Source organism: Sphingobium chungbukense, assembly GCF_001005725.1.
Taxonomy (GTDB): Bacteria; Pseudomonadota; Alphaproteobacteria; order Sphingomonadales; family Sphingomonadaceae; genus Sphingobium; species Sphingobium chungbukense.
Window position 1 is genome coordinate 710,600 of the sequence record NZ_LBIC01000001.1, and the last position, 14,891, is coordinate 725,490.

The window sequence follows — 14,891 nt, forward strand, 5'->3', positions numbered from 1 at the left end:
AAGAGGGAGACGCGCGTGGCGCTGGTCGGCTGGATCGTGAGTTTCATTGCCCTGTTCGGCGCGCTGGCGCTGCGGCAGGACATGCCGATCGGCGGATCGGCGACATTGTCCAACATGCTGATCCTGCTCGCGCTGCTCGGTTGCCCGATGATCTGGCGGGAAAGGCCGCTCGGCATCTCGAGAGGCCAGCGAATGATCGTCGGCCTGATCCTGTTCCTGTGCGTGCCGATGGTCCTGTTGCCCACAGCCTGACAAAGTCGCGCCGCGCGACTTTAGTCTCGTCATCTATGGAAAACCGCCGATGATCCCACCGGCGGTCCTTTGGTATGAAATCGAGCGGTCTCAGTCGAACAGGCTGGAAACCGAGCTTTCGTCGGCGATGCGCTTGATCGCCTCGCCCAGCAGCGGAGCGATCGGCAGATGGCGGATGCTCTTCGCGCCGTTCACCGCATCGGTGCCCTGGATCGAGTCGGTGATGACCAGTTCCTTGAGCTCCGAAGCCTCGACCCGCGCCACCGCGCCGCCCGACAGCACGCCATGGCTGACATAGGCGACCACATCCTCGGCGCCCTGCGCCTTCAGCGCGGCGGCGGCGTTGCACAGCGTCCCCGCCGAATCGACGATATCGTCGATCAGCACGCAGAAACGGCCCTTCACGTCGCCGATGATGTTCATGACTTCCGACTCGCCCGCCCGTTCACGCCGCTTGTCGACAATGGCAAGCGGTGCGTTGTCCAGCCGCTTGGCCAGCGCACGGGCGCGCACCACGCCGCCCACGTCGGGCGACACGACCATGATGTTCTTGTCGCCGAAGCGCGCCTGGATATCGGCCGACATCACCGGCGCACCGAACAGATTGTCGGTCGGAATATCGAAGAAGCCCTGGATCTGACCCGCATGCAGGTCCACCGACAGGACGCGGTTGGCGCCCGCCGTGGTGATCAGGTTCGCGACCAGCTTGGCCGAGATCGGCGTGCGCGGGCCGGGCTTCCGGTCCTGCCGGGCATAGCCGAAATAGGGCACGACCGCCGTGATTCGCTTGGCCGACGCGCGCTTCAGCGCATCGATCATGATCAGCAATTCCATCAGATTGTCGTTGGTGGGATAGCTGGTCGATTGCAGCACGAACACGTCTTCGCCGCGGACATTCTCATGAATTTCCACGAAAACCTCTTCGTCGGCGAAGCGGCGGACGCTCGCATCGGTCAGGGGGATTTCGATATAGTCGGCGATGGCGGCCGCAAGCGGCTTATTGGAATTGCCGGTCATGAGCTTCATGGCCAAACCCCCGTGACGAATTGATGACGCTGGTCGGAACGCGGCCCCTTTAGCGGCCGATCCCGTTGCTGAAAAGGCGCTTTTGCGCCTTGGGGCAAAATGGACCCGAGCATTTTCAGAACGGCCGTGAAACGGGCGTTCGGTTCGAAAATGCGACAACAGACGACAGAGCATTTTGGCTGACGGCCAAAATGCTCTAGGGGCGCTGCTTATGACCGACAAACTCGTGATAGCCCTCGCCCAGATGACGCAGTCGGTGGGCGACCTCCAGGCCAATGCCGACGCCATGCTGGAATGGCGCGCGCGGGCGATGGACGCGGACCTCATCGTCTATCCCGAACTCCAGTTGATCGGCTATCCGCCCGAGGATCTGGTGCTCAAGCCCGCCCTGGTCGACCGCGCCAATCATGAACTCGACCGGTTGGCCCAGGCGACGGCGGACGGCGGTCCGGCGATGCTGGTCGGCACGGTCGTCGCCTCCCAGGGCGTGCTCTTCAACGTCGTCGCCCTGCTGGAAGACGGCGCCGTCACCGCGATCCGGCAGAAGCGCGAGCTGCCCAATTACGGCACGTTCGACGAAAAGCGCCTGTTCGCGCCCGGCCCGCTGCCTGCGCCGATCGACTTCAAGGGCGTGAAGATCGGCGTCCCCATTTGCGAGGATATCTGGTTCCCCTTCGTCACCGCGCATTTGCGGGCCGAGGGCGCCGAAATCCTGATCAGCCCCAACGGCTCCCCGTTCGAGGTCGACAAGGACGACCGCCGCATCAACGCGGTCGCTGGCACCCGCGTCCGCGAAACCGGCCTGCCGCTTATCTATCTGAATCGCGTGGGCGGCCAGGACGAACTGGTGTTCGACGGCGCCTCCTTCGTCATGAACGGTGACTTGAGCCTCGCCCAGCAACTTCCCGACTGGGAGGAATCGCTGGTGCTCACGACGTGGGAGAAATGGGAGGGCCAGTGGGTCTGCCTGCCCGGTGAGCGCCACGCACTCGATCCCCGCCCGGCCGACATCTACAACGCCATGGTCCTGGGCCTGCGCGACTATGTGAACAAGAACCGTTTCCCCGGCGTGGTCCTCGGCCTGTCGGGCGGCATCGATTCCGCTTTGTCCGCCGCTGTCGCCGTCGACGCGCTGGGCGCCGATCGCGTCTGGTGCGTGATGATGCCCTCGCGCTTCACCAGCCAGGAAAGCCTCGATGACGCGGTGGAGTGTGCTCGCCTGCTCGGTGTCCGCTACGACACCATCCCCATCGAGCCGGCGGTTGAAGCTTTCGATACCATGCTGGCCGGCGTCTTCTCTGGCCGTCAGCGCGATCTGACCGAAGAAAATATCCAGTCCCGCATCCGCGGCGTGACGCTGATGGCGCTGTCCAACAAATATGGCCACATGTTGCTCACCACCGGCAACAAGAGCGAGATGTCGGTCGGTTATGCGACCATCTATGGCGACATGGCGGGCGGCTATTCGGTGCTGAAGGACGCCTATAAGACCACGGTGTTCGACCTCTGTCGTTGGCGCAACGAGAATGTGCCCTCGCTGGGCTTGGGTTTAGGCCCCGAAGGCCCGGTCATGCCCGAACGCGTCATCACCAAGCCGCCGAGCGCCGAACTGCGCGACAATCAGAAGGATGAGGACAGCCTGCCCCCCTATGAGGTGCTGGACCCCATTCTCTACGGCCTGGTCGAGGAGGAGCTTTCCGTCGAGCAACTGGTCGCGCGCGGCTTCGACAAGGACATAGTCGCCCGCATCGAACGCCTGCTCTATGTCGCTGAATATAAGCGCCGCCAGTCGCCCCCCGGCGTGAAGCTTGGCATGCGCAATTTCGGCCGCGACCGCCGCTATCCGATCACCAACGCGTTCCGGACCCTATGACCGTCATCACCCGCTTCGCGCCGTCGCCGACCGGCAACCTGCACGTCGGCAACATCCGCGCCGCGCTCCACAACTGGCTGTGGGCAAGGAAGAGCGGCGGGCAATTCCTGCTGCGCCTCGACGACACCGACCTCGAACGCTCGCGGCCCGAATATGCCGAAGCGATCAAGGCCGATCTCCAATGGCTCGGCCTCCATTGGGACGGCGAGGAAAAACAGTCCGACCGCTTTGCCCTCTACGAGGAAAGATTCGAGGGGCTCAAGGCCTCGGGCCATGTCTATCCGGCCTATGAAACGGCGCAGGAACTGGACCTGCGCCGCAAGGTGCTGCTGGGCCGGGGCTTGCCCCCGGTCTATGACCGCGCCGCCCTGTCCCTGACCCCGGACCAGATCGCGTCCTACGAGGCGGAGGGCCGCCGGCCTCATTGGCGCTTCAGGCTGGAGCACGACCAGCCGATCGCCTGGACCGACCTCATCCGTGGCGAACAGCGCTTCGATCCGAAACTCCTGTCCGACCCGGTGATCCGCCGCGCCGATGGCAGCTGGCTCTACATGCTCCCGTCTGTGATCGACGATATCGATATGGGTGTGACCCATGTCCTGCGCGGCGAGGATCATGTGTCCAACACCGCCACCCAGATCCAGATGTTCCTCGCGCTGGGTGCATCGCTCCCCCAATTCGCCCATGAAGCCCTGCTGACCGGCAGCGAAGGCAAGCTCTCCAAGCGTCTCGGCTCGCTCGGCGTCGCTGATTTCCGCGAAATCGGTCTTGAACCCATGGCCATTGCCTCCCTGCTCGCCCGCCTTGGCAGTTCGCAACCCATCGAGCCTTTCGCGGACATGCAGCCGTTGATCGACAGCTTCGACTTTGCCCATTTCGGCCGCGCCCCCGCGCGTTTCGACGAGGCGGAACTGGCGACCCTCAACCAGAAGATCGTCCACCTGATGCCCTACGGCGCGGTGTCAGGCCGCCTGCCTCAGGGTATGGACGAAACCGCCTGGGAAGCCATCCGCCCCAATCTCGAGACTGTTTCGGGCGCTTCGGTATGGTGGGGGATCGTCACCGGCCCGATCGATGCCCCCGCCCCGGCGGAGGAAGACCGCGACTTTCTTGCCCTGGCGCACGCCATATTATCTGAGGCCCCTTTCGATGCCGCCATCTGGCGCGCCCTCACCGAAGCACTGAAGGCGCAAACCGGTCGCAAGGGCAAGGCGCTGTTCCTGCCGCTGCGCCGCGCGCTGACGGGATTGGATCATGGTCCGGACATGGGGCAGATGCTGCCGCTGATCGGCAGGGATGAAGCGCTGGCCCGGTTGAAATATTGAGAGGAGCGTTTGGGGTCGGCCTTCCACCCCCAACCGGCGCGTGGCCTCAACCCCGCACAGCCGCCAACGCCTTGCCCACCGCCAATATCCCTTCCGGCGATGCGGCAAAGCCCATATGCGTGCAGTCCACCTCGATCGCCCGGTCGCGCTCCCCGGCGCGGCCCTTGGCGCATTCGGGCAGGATCACCCCGTCCCGCCGCGACCAGAGCGCCACGGTCGGCACCGACGGCTTTTCCTCGCGCCGGCAGGCGAAGGGCGGCCGGTCGACGGCAAAGCCCGATACGAGTTGGTACAGCCGCCAGGCATGGTTGGCGCGCGGATCGCCGGAAAAGGGCGTGCCCATCGTCACCACGCCGCCGACCTTATGCATCGCGAACTTGGCATATTCCCGCGCGAACAGCCCACCGAGGCTCCAGCCCACCAGCGTCACCTGTCCGCCCGTTCCACGCCGAATCTCGTCCACCCGCCGGTCGATCTGCTCCAACGTTTCCGGCCTCGGCCCGAAATTGCGCCCCATGCCCCAGCCATGCGCTTCATAGCCCGCTGCATTCAGCACATGCCGCAACGGCTCCATCCGCTGTTCGGACGCCAGCAATCCAGGAAGCAACAGGATCTTCCGCCCATCGACCCGGCCATGATCCCGGATCGCCTGCGCCAGCAAGGGCGCCTGCACCCGCGTCCGCGTCAGATCGAACGGCACCGACGCATTGCCGAGCAGGTGCTGGAGCGATGGCCGCTCGGCCGCCCGCGGACCGCTGGCGAAGCGGCCTTTCCAGAAGCTGGCAATGGCGTCGGCATAGGGCGGCAAGAGAATATGATCCTGTTCCCAAGGGGAAAGATGACATTCTCATGACAGGCAGGCCCGCGTCCACGCCTTTTGTCGATGCAATTCAACCGTTCGTCGTTTGTGACAGCCCTTCAGGGGCGTCGATGGATCAGGGCGCCAGTGGTGACGTCTGCGCCACCGCACCGCCGTCCGCCGCGCGCAGTTGGCGCGGCTCCAGGATCGCCGCCGTCTCGATCAGGTCGAGCGCGCGCCGCGCCTCCAGATAGCGCCGCGCATATTGCATCCATCGATCCGCCGCCGCCCGCCCGGGCATCTGTTCCACTTCCGCCAGCGCCGCGCCGACGCGCGCGCCGTCCAGATAGCGGATCGCCCGGTCCAGAGCCGCCTGCGGCCGGGGGGAGGGGGTGGACGCCCTGTGGATGGTGATGATCTCCCGCGCCTCATGTTCCAGCGCTTGCCACCAGCTTGCGTCGGCGGGCGGCACCGTCACCTGATCGGCCACGGCGGTCAGCCCGGCGCGCAGGTCGGCCAGTGTCACCGGCTCGCGCGCCGCATTGATGATGGTCGCGACGGCACGCGGCTGCGCCTGGCCGAAGCGCAGCCGCAACTGCCCCTCGATATAACCGAGCGGCGTCCCGCTATCGAGCGCGCGCCGCGCGGCGAAGGCGACCAGCAGGCCCTCCGCCCGCGCCGCGTTGCCCGACGCTGCCTGTGCCTCCACGGTAATGCGGTTCAGCCGTTCCTCCAGCTGCACGACCCGCATATCCAGCATCTGCGCGGCATCGGCGGACAACGGACGCATGGGCGTGCCCGGCGGCATGCCGTTCAGCATCGGATCGGCCAGCGCCGATTGCCGCTGTGGCGCATTCCATCGCTGGATTTTCGGCAGGGCCAGAACGGTCAGGACGACGCCCACGGCAAAAGCGAGCAAGACCAGCAGCACCAGCAGCCAGGGGCCACGCCGACGCACGGGGGGCGACGCTGTCACGCTGTCCTGTGCGCCGTCCGTCTCGCTCATCAAGGGCCTTTCTTCCATAGGAGGCGAATCATTCGCATAATCGGACGGCAAGGGCCAGCATCCTCTCATCATCGGGCTTGTCGGGCGCTTCGGCGCTGGCCCAGCCGGTGCCGCAGGCCGCCAGCGCGGCCGGGCTGATCGCGATGAGGTGCAGGGTGGCACGCTGCGCCGGTGCCACAAGCTGCGCCAGCACTTCCCCGGCGCGCGGCGAATGGACCAATATCACGCTGCCCGCCTCCAGCCGATCCGCGAGTCCGTCATCGCCCGTCCGCCGCATGGCATATATGGCGATCCGCTCGATCCGCAGCCCGCCCGCGTCGATCGTCGCGACCGTCTGCCCGGCAAGATGCAGCACCCGTTCATGCCCGTCGGCCGCTATCCGACGCGCAATGGCGCTTCCATCGCCATCCCCGGCGACGACCCCGTCGAAGCCTGCTTCGGTCAGCGCCTTCGCCGTCGCCGGTCCCACCGCATAAGCGGGCAAGGCCCGATAGGCGGCCAGCCTCGCTCCCGCCAGCCGCGCTGCGTTGGCGCTGGTCAGCAGCAGCGCATCGAAGCGGTCCGGGGCAGGCCCCTCCCATTCCACCGCCTGCGGCACGAACAAGGGCATGATCCGCGCATCCAGCCCCCATTCGGCCGCCCGCGCGGCCGTCTTCGCGGCGCCCGGCTCGGGTCGCAGGATGATGAGCGGCCTCACGCCTCGAACAGCGCCCGCAGCGTCGGACTGGCCCGCTCCAGCAAGCTGCGCCCCATGGTTTCGGCGGTGGCGACATCGCTCCGTGCGATCCGCAACGCGTCCCCGATCGTTTCCTGCCCATCGGGACTGATGATCTCGGCGCGCAGGTGGATTTGCCCGTCCTCCAGCCGCCCCAGCGCCGCAATCGGCGAATGGCAGGTGCCGCCCAGCCCGACCAGCACCGCCCGCTCCGCCATCACGCAGTCGAACGTGTCCGTGTCGCTGATCGTCGCCAGCAGGTCCAGCATCGCCGCATTGCCGCTCAGCGTCTCGATGCCCACGGCGCCTTGCGACGGCGCGGGCAACATGAGGTCAATCGGAATCGCGACGCCGACATCGCTTTGGCCCAGCCGGTCCAGCCCCGCCGCCGCCAGCAGGGTCGCATGCGCCTCGCCCTTCGCCAGCTTGGCGAGCCGCGTCGCCACATTGCCGCGAAACAGCACGACCTTCGCGTCGGGCCGCAATCGTTTCACCTGTGCCGCCCGACGGGGCGAGCTCGTGCCCACCACCGGCTGCCCGGGAAGCGCCTCGAAACTCGCCGCGCCCACCAGCCGGTCCCGTACATCGGCACGCGGCAGCATCGCGGCGATCCGAATCTCCGCGGGCCGGATCGTCTCCACATCCTTCATCGAGTGGACCGCGAAATCGATCTCGTCCGCCAGCAGCGCCCGGTCCAGTTCCTTGGTCCACAGCGCCTTGCCGCCGATCTCGGCCAGTGCCCGGTCCTGAATCCGATCCCCGCTGGTCTGTACGGTGACGATCTCTACAGCGTTTTCGTCCCAGCCATGCCGCGCGCGGAGTGCCGTCCTCGTCATATGCGCCTGCGCGAGCGCGAGAGGGGAGCCACGGGTGCCAAGGCGGAGAGGTCGGGACAGCTTTTGCATGATCCCGCTTGCTCTAATGATCGCGGACATTAGATGGAAGCGGCAATGACGATCATCCTCGGCCTGGAATCAAGCTGCGACGAAACCGCGGCGGCGCTGGTGACGGCGGAGGGCAAGATCCTCGCCCACCGCCTCGCCACGCAGGAGGAGGCGCACCGCCCCTATGGTGGCGTCGTCCCCGAAATCGCCGCCCGTGCCCATGTCGAGGCGCTCGCTCCCCTGATCGAGGCGGCGCTCAAGGACGCGGACCTGACCCTCAGCGACGTCGATGTGATCGCCGCTACCGCCGGTCCCGGCCTGATCGGGGGGGTGATGGTCGGCCTCGTCACCGGCAAGGCGCTCGCCCATGCCGCGAACAAGCCGCTGATCGCGGTGAATCACCTTGAAGGCCACGCGCTTTCGCCGCGTCTTGCGGACCCGAGCCTCCAATTCCCCTATCTGCTGCTGCTGGTGTCGGGCGGCCATTGCCAATTGCTCCATGTGCGCGGCCCCGGCGACTATGCCCGCCTCGCCACCACCATAGACGACGCCAGCGGCGAAGCCTTCGACAAGACGGCGAAGCTGCTCGGCCTTGGCTATCCCGGCGGCCCGGCGGTGGAGAAAGCCGCCGCCCTCGGCAATGCCAAGGCTGTCCCGCTCCCGCGCCCCCTTGTCGGCACGGCGGAGCCGCATTTCTCCTTCGCGGGCCTCAAAAGCGCCGTTATGCGCGCCGCCCAATCCGGCCAATATTCGGTAGAGGACATTGCCGCGAGCTTCCAGCAGGCGGTGATCGACTGTCTCATCGACCGCACCGGGCGCCAACTGGCCGGCCTTCAGGACATCACCGCCCTCGTCGTCGCGGGCGGCGTCGCCGCCAACCAGTCGATCCGTGCCGCGCTCGAAGCGCTTGCCGCCAAGCATGACCTGCCCTTCGTCGCCCCGCCGCTCTGGCTGTGCACGGACAATGCGGCGATGATCGCCTGGGCGGGCGCGGAGCGCTATGCGGCGGGTCTGATCGATGACCTCACCGTCCCGGCCCGCCCGCGCTGGCCGCTCGACCCCAGCGCGGAAAAAGCGCGTGGAGCAGGAGTGAAAGCATGAATGCCCCCTCCCTCAAAGCCGGTGTGATAGGCGCAGGCGCATGGGGCACTGCGCTCGCTCAGACCCTTGCGGCGGACGGCCAGCATGTCCGTCTCTGGGCGCTGGAATCCGAAGTGGTGGACGCGGTCAACAAGGACCGGCAGAATCCTCTGTACCTGCCCAACATCCCGCTCAGCCCCTCGATCGAAGCCACCGGCGACATCGCCGCCATGGGCGACCGCGACATGCTGCTGATCGTCAGCCCGGCCCAGCATCTCCGCAAGGTCGTGGCCCAGGCGCCCGCAGGCACGGCGCTGATCCTCTGCTCGAAAGGCATAGAGGCAGGCACCGGGCTCCTCATGTCCGAGGTCGCGGCGGAGGTGCAGCCGGCTTCCCCCATCGCCGTCCTCTCCGGCCCCACCTTCGCCCATGAGGTGGCCAGGGGCCTGCCCACCGCGATCACGCTTGCCTGCGCCGACGCCGATCTTGCCGCAAAAATCGCGGCCCGGATCGCCCGCCCGGCCTTCCGCCCCTATCTCTCCGACGATGTCGTCGGCGCGGAGATCGGCGGCGCGGTCAAGAACGTCCTTGCCATTGCTTGCGGGGTAGCGGAGGGGGCGGGCCTTGGCCTCAACGCCCGCGCCTCGCTCATCAGCCGGGGCTTTGCCGAAATGACCCGCTTCGGCCTTGCACGGGGCGCCCGCGCGGAAACCCTCGCCGGGCTGTCGGGTCTTGGCGATCTCGTCCTCACCTGCTCCTCGACCAACAGCCGCAATTTCTCGCTGGGCAAGGGGCTGGGCGAAGGCCAGTCGGCCAGGGACCTGCTCTCCAACCGCCGGACCGTAGCGGAAGGGGCCTTCACCGCCCCCGTCCTGCGCGAAGCGGCCCGCGCGGCCCAGGTCGAAATGCCGGTCGTCGAAGCCGTCTGCGCCCTGCTCGAAGACGCCGCGCCGCTGGCGCAAGTCATGGACGCGCTGCTCGCCCGTCCGCTGCGCGCCGAATAAAAACTCGCGATCTTTCCAGATATTGCTACAGTCCGGCTCCATAAAATGACGCGACAGCATTGATGTCACAGGGGGATCAGAGTTCTTTGGCGGCTGAAGGGGCCTCTCCCGCGCAGCAGGATGATATTGCCGCGCTCGCCAAGGGTGGACGGACCAATGTGTTCGGTTTCCTGCTCCGTCTGGCTGCGCGTCTGCCCTTCCTGTTCATCGCCGGCCGCTGGTATGGCGCGGATGCGCTCGGCCGCTTCGCCTATGCCGTGCTGGTGGTCGAATTCATCGCCCAGCTCGCGACTTTGGGCCTGAAGCGTGGCCTTGCCGGGGCGCTTGCCCAGACCGAACGCCCGCACAGCCATGTCGTGACCGATGCCATGTTGGTGACGCTGATCGCCTCGGCTGTAGGCAGCGCGCTCCTCGTCGCCTTCCCGCAGGCGATGTTCCCCAACAGCGGCATCAACGGTCTCGACCGCCTGCTCGCGCTGATCGTCATCGCGGTCGCGGGGTCCGATGTGGCGCTCGCCGCCTGTGCCTATCGCTTCGACATCGGCGCCACCGTCCGCGCCCGCTCGATCATAGAGCCCTGGGCGATCAGCATCGGTGCCTTCGCCTTCGCTTTCTACTCGACCCGCGACGGCCTCATCCTCTCCTATGTCGTCTCGATGATCGCGGCGCTGGTTGCCTCGATCATTCCGATGACCCGGCATTACGGCATCCCCTATGGCTGGCGTCCCGATATCGGTCGCCTCTGGCGCCTTGCCCGCCGCAACCTGCCGTTAGCGGCGGCGGACGGCGTCGAATGGGGCTCCCGCCGCCTCGACATGGCCATCCTCGGCCTGTTCGTCAGCCCGGCGGTGGTCGGCATCTATTATGTCGCGCAGCAGGTCGCTTCGCTGCCCCAGAAGCTGAAAACCAGCTTCGACCCGATCCTGGGCCCGGTCATCACCCGCAATCTGGCGGAGGGCAACCTCGGCGCCATCGCGAAACAGGTCAGCCAGGTCGGCTTCTGGATCATTGCCGCGCAGGCCGGCATTGCCCTGGCGCTGGGCATCCCGGGCGAGGCGGTGATGGGCCTGGTCGGCCCGCATTTCGTCGGGGGCACCGGCGCGCTCGCCTTCCTGCTGCTGGCCGAAGTCGTCGCCGCCACCGCCGTCGTCAGCGAATCCGCGCTGGTCTATATCGCCCGCCACCGCAATCTGATGATCTCGTTGATGATGATCGCGCTCCAGGCCGGGCTCAGCTTCGCGCTGATCTTCCTCGCCAGGCGGCTCGGGCTCCAGGACATGGCGCTCGCCGCCGCACCCGCTCTCGCGCTCAGCATGGCGCTTGGCGTTGGCGCGCTCGTCAAGGCGCGGCTGCTCTCGACCCTGCTCGGGGCCAAGGTCAACGCCTGGCGTTGGCCGCTGCTCAGCGCCTCGGGTGTCGCCTGCATCGTCGGCGCGGCCTTCGTCGCCCTGCCGCCCAGCCTTGAATGGGTGGAGCTGGTCTTCGGCGTCTTCACCATTCTCGGCGTCTACGGCGTCGTCATCTGGCGCTGGGGTTTCGGTCCGGACGACCGCGCTCTGTTCCGGAAGCAGAAACCCGCCTGAACGGAAAAAGGCCGGACTTCCGCCCGGCCTTTCCGTCTCACCCCAGCGTCTTCGCCCGGATCGCCTTCAGATCCTCTTCCGGCCGTGCTCCCCAGTGGGAGATTACCTCGGCCGCCGCCGCGGCGCCCAGTTTCAGGCACCGGTCGATCTCAAGTCCTTCCAGATGGCCGGCAAGGAAACCCGCCGCGAACAGGTCGCCCGCCCCGGTCGTGTCGATCACCTCGGCCACCGGCGCGGCAAAGGCCTCGTACCGCACCCCGTCGACCACGGCGATCGCGCCCTTTTCGCTGCGCGTCGACACCAGCACCGGCACCTTCGCCGCGATGGCGGCCACCGCCTTCTCGAAATCGTCGACCTGCGCCAACGACTGGATTTCCCCTTCATTGGAAAAGAGGATATCGATCAGCCCCTGCTCGATCAGATCGATGAAGTCGGCCCGATGCCGGTCGATCACGAAATTGTCGGACAGGGTGAAAGCGACCTTGCGGCCGGCACCCCGCGCCGCGTCGATTGCCGCCCGCATCGCCGCCCGGGGCTGCTCCGGATCCCAGAGATAGCCCTCCAGATACAGGATCGAGGCGGAGCGGATCAGATCGAGGTCCAGCGCCGCTTCGGGCAGGAACTGCGAGGCGCCCAGGAAGGTGTTCATCGTCCGCTGCGCGTCCGGCGTCACCAGGATCAGGCAGCGGGCCGTCGGCACGTCGCCCTGCATTACCGGCGTATCGTACCGGATGCCCAGCGCCCGCACGTCATGGGCGAACACCGCGCCCAACTGGTCGTCATTGACCTGTCCGATAAATCCGCATTTCTTGCCCAGCGCCGCCAACCCGGCCAGCGTGTTCGCCGCCGACCCGCCGCTGATCTCCTTGCCCGCACCCATATCGGCATAAAGGCTCTCGGCCGTTTCCGCGTCGATCAACTGCATGCCGCCCTTGGTCAGCGCATGTTCTGCCAGAAAGGCGTCGTCGCTCCGGGCGAGCACGTCGACAATGGCGTTGCCGATGGCGACAACATCAAGCGTGGGGGCAGCAGCGGTCACGCAAAATCCTTCGTGATTGAGGGGGAAAAATCCCGCCGTCTCTATCGTTCCGTGACGCCACGCGCAACGCCGCTGATTGACGCTTCGCGCGGAGCGGGGAATAGCTTGCATCATGATCCTGACCGCTGCCTTCCGCGCCTTTCCTTCGATCTTCCACGGCGCGGCGCTGCGGCTGCTGTTCAAGACGCTGCTGCTGACGCTGCTCGCCTTCGCCATCCTCGCCGTTGCGCTTTGGAGCGGCATCCACGCCGCCCGCCTGCATTTCGGATGGACCATGAACGGGGGTGGGCTGGCGGAGGCGACGGCCACGGCGCTGGCGATGATCGCCGCCGCCTGGCTGCTGTTCCGCGCCACCGCCATGGCGATCATGAGCCTCTTCGCCGACGACATCATCATCGCGGTCGAGTGTGAAGACTATCCGCAGGCCGCCGCCCGCGCCCGCCCCGTCGGCTGGGGTCGCAGCCTCCATTTCGCGCTGCGCTCCCTATTGCGGACCATCGGCTGGAACCTGCTCGCCTTGCCCGCCTATGCGCTGCTGCTGGTGACGGGCATCGGCACCATCGGGCTGTTCCTGATCGTCAACGCCATCCTGCTGGGCCGCGATCTGGCCGACATGGTCGAGCCGCGCCATCCCGACCTGTCGCCGATCCCGCGCGGCAGCCGGTGGCTCATGGGGCTCGTTTCGGCGCTGATCTTTCTGGTGCCGGTCCTCAACCTGCTTGCGCCGATCTGGAGCGCGGCTATGGCAGTCCACATGCTGCACGGTGCCCGAAGGAAAATGTCATGACCCGTCTCCATCTGGTCCTTGCCGCAGCCCTGTCCTCGACCCTCGCCGCTTGCGGCGGCGTCGTGCCGCCCCCCGCGACCCAGATTTCCCGCCCGCCCGCCGGTCCGCCTGCCAGCGCCTTCACCCGGCCCGGCCCGCTGATCGGAACCGACGCCCGGCATCTCATCCAGATGTTCGGTCAGCCCCGGCTCGACATCCGGGAAAGCACCATGCGCAAGCTGCAATTCGCCAATGGGCGCTGCGTGCTGGATGCCTATCTCTATGTCCCGCCGCAGGGGAGGGAGCCGCTCGTCACCCATGTCGACGCGCGCACGCCGACGGGCACGGATGTCGACCCGGCGAGCTGCTCGGCGGCGTTGCAGGCGAAGTAGCGGGCGTTGGAATAAAAGTGCGACGTGCTCCTGCGGAGGCAGGAGTCCAGTTCAGACGGCGGGACTGGGCTCCTGCCTTCGCAGGAGCACATTCTCTCAAACTTTAAACCAACCGCGCCAAAGCCCACTCCGCTGCCTCCGCCACCACCGGATCGTTGTCCGCCACCAGCGGACGCAACCGCTCGATCAGCCGTCGGTCGCCGCTGTTCCCCGCCGCGATGGCGGCGTTGCGCACCATCCGGTTCCGTCCGATCCGCTTGATCGGAGAGCCGGAGAAAATCTCGCGAAAGCCTGCGTCGTCAAGCGCCAGCAGATCGTCCAGCGCAGGTGCCGCCAGCTCCGCCCGCCCCACAAAGGCCCGGTTTGCCGCCGCCGCATCCGCGAACTTGTTCCACGGGCACACCGCCAGGCAATCGTCGCAGCCGTAAATCCGGTTGCCGATCCCCGCCCGCAATTCTTCCGGAATCGGTCCCTTATGCTCGATGGTGAGGTAGGAAATGCACCGCCGCGCGTCGACCACATAAGGCGCGGGGAAGGCGTCGGTCGGGCAGGCCGTCTGGCAGGCGGAACAACTGCCGCAATGGTCCTCCTCTGCCGCGTCGGGCGCCAGCGCGATCTCGCTATAGATCGCACCCAGGAACAGCCAGCTTCCATGCGCCCTGCTGACCAGATTGCTGTGTTTCCCCTGCCAGCCCAGCCCTGCCGCCTGCGCCAGCGGCTTTTCCATCACCGGGGCGGTGTCGACAAAGACCTTGAGCGCGCCCGGATGCTGATCGACCAGCCAGCGGGCGAGGGTCTTCAATCCCTTCTTGACCACATCATGATAGTCCCGTCCCTGCGCATAGACCGAAATCCGTCCCCGATCGCCGACCTCCGCCAAGGCCAGCGGGTCGCGCCCCGGGGCATAGCTCATCCCCAGCATGATGACGCTGCGCACGTCCGGCCAAAGCCCTTGGGGCGATCCGCGCTGCCCGGCGCGCTCCTCCATCCACAGCATGTCGCCATGATGCCCGGCATCCAGCCATGCCTTCAACCGCTCCCCGGCCAGGGGCGCGGCATCGGCCGGCGCGATCGCGCAGGCGGCAAAACCCAGCCGCCGCGCTTCGGCCTTAAGCCGTTCTTCCAATGTTTCGTTTTGCGTTGGCAT

The 14,891-nt window shown here is 66.8% G+C and carries 15 protein-coding genes; 8 read left to right on the top strand and 7 right to left on the bottom strand.

Annotation, left to right across the window (positions count from 1 at the left end; translation table 11 throughout):
• The first annotated feature begins 15 nt into the window (after window positions 1–15).
• Complete coding sequence (locus tag YP76_RS03525) at window positions 16–252, top strand: hypothetical protein (protein WP_046762187.1); 237 nt, start codon at window positions 16–18, stop codon at window positions 250–252.
• Window positions 253–342: 90 nt separating this feature from the next.
• Here the strand turns inward: YP76_RS03525 and YP76_RS03530 are convergent, their stop codons facing one another.
• Window positions 343–1,278 (bottom strand): ribose-phosphate pyrophosphokinase, encoded by a 936-nt coding sequence (locus tag YP76_RS03530; protein ID WP_046762188.1) that lies wholly within the window; start codon window positions 1,276–1,278, stop codon window positions 343–345.
• A gap of 211 nt (window positions 1,279–1,489) precedes the next feature.
• Between YP76_RS03530 and YP76_RS03535 the strand changes: the two genes are divergently transcribed.
• Together YP76_RS03535 and gltX are read left to right on the top strand one after the other, a co-directional pair.
• A complete protein-coding gene (locus YP76_RS03535) occupies window positions 1,490–3,151 on the top strand; it encodes an NAD+ synthase (protein WP_046762189.1) in 1,662 nt (553 codons plus the stop codon).
• A complete protein-coding gene (gene gltX, locus YP76_RS03540; RefSeq protein ID WP_046762190.1) occupies window positions 3,148–4,476 on the top strand; it encodes a glutamate--tRNA ligase in 1,329 nt (442 codons plus the stop codon). Before YP76_RS03535 ends, gltX begins: the two co-directional genes overlap by 4 nt.
• Window positions 4,477–4,522: 46 nt before the next feature.
• Here the strand turns inward: gltX and YP76_RS03545 are convergent, their stop codons facing one another.
• From YP76_RS03545 to hemC, 4 genes are all read right to left on the bottom strand, one after another.
• Complete coding sequence (locus YP76_RS03545) at window positions 4,523–5,284, bottom strand: alpha/beta fold hydrolase (protein WP_046762191.1); 762 nt, start codon at window positions 5,282–5,284, stop codon at window positions 4,523–4,525.
• A gap of 127 nt (window positions 5,285–5,411) precedes the next feature.
• A complete protein-coding gene (locus tag YP76_RS03550) occupies window positions 5,412–6,281 on the bottom strand; it encodes an MICOS complex subunit MIC60 (protein WP_046762192.1) in 870 nt (289 codons plus the stop codon).
• 28 nt (window positions 6,282–6,309) lie between these two features.
• A complete protein-coding gene (locus tag YP76_RS03555; protein WP_046762193.1) occupies window positions 6,310–6,978 on the bottom strand; it encodes a uroporphyrinogen-III synthase in 669 nt (222 codons plus the stop codon).
• Window positions 6,975–7,901 (bottom strand): hydroxymethylbilane synthase, encoded by a 927-nt coding sequence (hemC, locus tag YP76_RS03560; protein ID WP_046762603.1) that lies wholly within the window; start codon window positions 7,899–7,901, stop codon window positions 6,975–6,977. The genes YP76_RS03555 and hemC overlap by 4 nt, the downstream gene beginning before the upstream one ends.
• 45 nt (window positions 7,902–7,946) lie before the next feature.
• Here hemC and tsaD point away from each other — a divergent pair, with 45 nt between their 5' ends.
• The 3 genes from tsaD (at window position 7,947) to YP76_RS03575 (ending at window position 11,547) form a co-directional block, all read left to right on the top strand.
• Complete coding sequence (gene tsaD, locus YP76_RS03565) at window positions 7,947–8,981, top strand: tRNA (adenosine(37)-N6)-threonylcarbamoyltransferase complex transferase subunit TsaD (protein WP_046762194.1); 1,035 nt, start codon at window positions 7,947–7,949, stop codon at window positions 8,979–8,981.
• On the top strand, window positions 8,978–9,964 hold the full coding sequence (locus YP76_RS03570) for an NAD(P)H-dependent glycerol-3-phosphate dehydrogenase (protein ID WP_046762195.1): 987 nt from the start codon (window positions 8,978–8,980) through the stop codon (window positions 9,962–9,964). Before tsaD ends, YP76_RS03570 begins: the two co-directional genes overlap by 4 nt.
• 62 nt (window positions 9,965–10,026) lie before the next feature.
• A complete protein-coding gene (locus YP76_RS03575) occupies window positions 10,027–11,547 on the top strand; it encodes a lipopolysaccharide biosynthesis protein (RefSeq protein WP_408640420.1) in 1,521 nt (506 codons plus the stop codon).
• 37 nt (window positions 11,548–11,584) lie between these two features.
• Here the strand turns inward: YP76_RS03575 and YP76_RS03580 are convergent, their stop codons facing one another.
• The gene (locus tag YP76_RS03580; RefSeq protein WP_046762604.1) at window positions 11,585–12,586 is read right to left on the bottom strand and encodes an adenosine kinase; all 1,002 of its coding nucleotides are present in this window, start codon (window positions 12,584–12,586) and stop codon (window positions 11,585–11,587) included.
• A gap of 112 nt (window positions 12,587–12,698) precedes the next feature.
• Here YP76_RS03580 and YP76_RS03585 point away from each other — a divergent pair, with 112 nt between their 5' ends.
• Window positions 12,699–13,373, top strand: a complete 675-nt coding sequence (locus YP76_RS03585) for an EI24 domain-containing protein (protein ID WP_046762197.1) — start codon at window positions 12,699–12,701, stop codon at window positions 13,371–13,373.
• Window positions 13,370–13,744 (top strand): hypothetical protein, encoded by a 375-nt coding sequence (locus tag YP76_RS03590; protein ID WP_046762198.1) that lies wholly within the window; start codon window positions 13,370–13,372, stop codon window positions 13,742–13,744. The genes YP76_RS03585 and YP76_RS03590 overlap by 4 nt, the downstream gene beginning before the upstream one ends.
• Before the next feature lie 103 nt (window positions 13,745–13,847).
• Here YP76_RS03590 and queG read toward each other — a convergent pair whose 3' ends face one another.
• Window positions 13,848–14,891, bottom strand: a complete 1,044-nt coding sequence (gene queG / locus YP76_RS03595; RefSeq protein ID WP_046762199.1) for a tRNA epoxyqueuosine(34) reductase QueG — start codon at window positions 14,889–14,891, stop codon at window positions 13,848–13,850.

Excerpts from the sequence above, each read along its gene's own strand:
- YP76_RS03550 (WP_046762192.1), bottom strand. The coding sequence starts at position 6,281 with ATGAGCGAGACGGACGGCGCACAGGACAGCGTGACAGCGTCGCCCCCC.
- YP76_RS03575 (WP_408640420.1), top strand. The coding sequence starts at position 10,027 with ATGTCACAGGGGGATCAGAGTTCTTTGGCGGCTGAAGGGGCCTCTCCC.
- hemC (WP_046762603.1), bottom strand. The coding sequence starts at position 7,901 with ATGCAAAAGCTGTCCCGACCTCTCCGCCTTGGCACCCGTGGCTCCCCT.
- YP76_RS03530 (WP_046762188.1), bottom strand. The coding sequence starts at position 1,278 with ATGAAGCTCATGACCGGCAATTCCAATAAGCCGCTTGCGGCCGCCATC.
- YP76_RS03535 (WP_046762189.1), top strand. The coding sequence starts at position 1,490 with ATGACCGACAAACTCGTGATAGCCCTCGCCCAGATGACGCAGTCGGTG.
- queG (WP_046762199.1), bottom strand. The coding sequence starts at position 14,891 with ATGCCAACGCAAAACGAAACATTGGAAGAACGGCTTAAGGCCGAAGCG.
- gltX (WP_046762190.1), top strand. The coding sequence starts at position 3,148 with ATGACCGTCATCACCCGCTTCGCGCCGTCGCCGACCGGCAACCTGCAC.
- YP76_RS03570 (WP_046762195.1), top strand. The coding sequence starts at position 8,978 with ATGAATGCCCCCTCCCTCAAAGCCGGTGTGATAGGCGCAGGCGCATGG.
- YP76_RS03585 (WP_046762197.1), top strand. The coding sequence starts at position 12,699 with ATGATCCTGACCGCTGCCTTCCGCGCCTTTCCTTCGATCTTCCACGGC.
- YP76_RS03590 (WP_046762198.1), top strand. The coding sequence starts at position 13,370 with ATGACCCGTCTCCATCTGGTCCTTGCCGCAGCCCTGTCCTCGACCCTC.
- tsaD (WP_046762194.1), top strand. The coding sequence starts at position 7,947 with ATGACGATCATCCTCGGCCTGGAATCAAGCTGCGACGAAACCGCGGCG.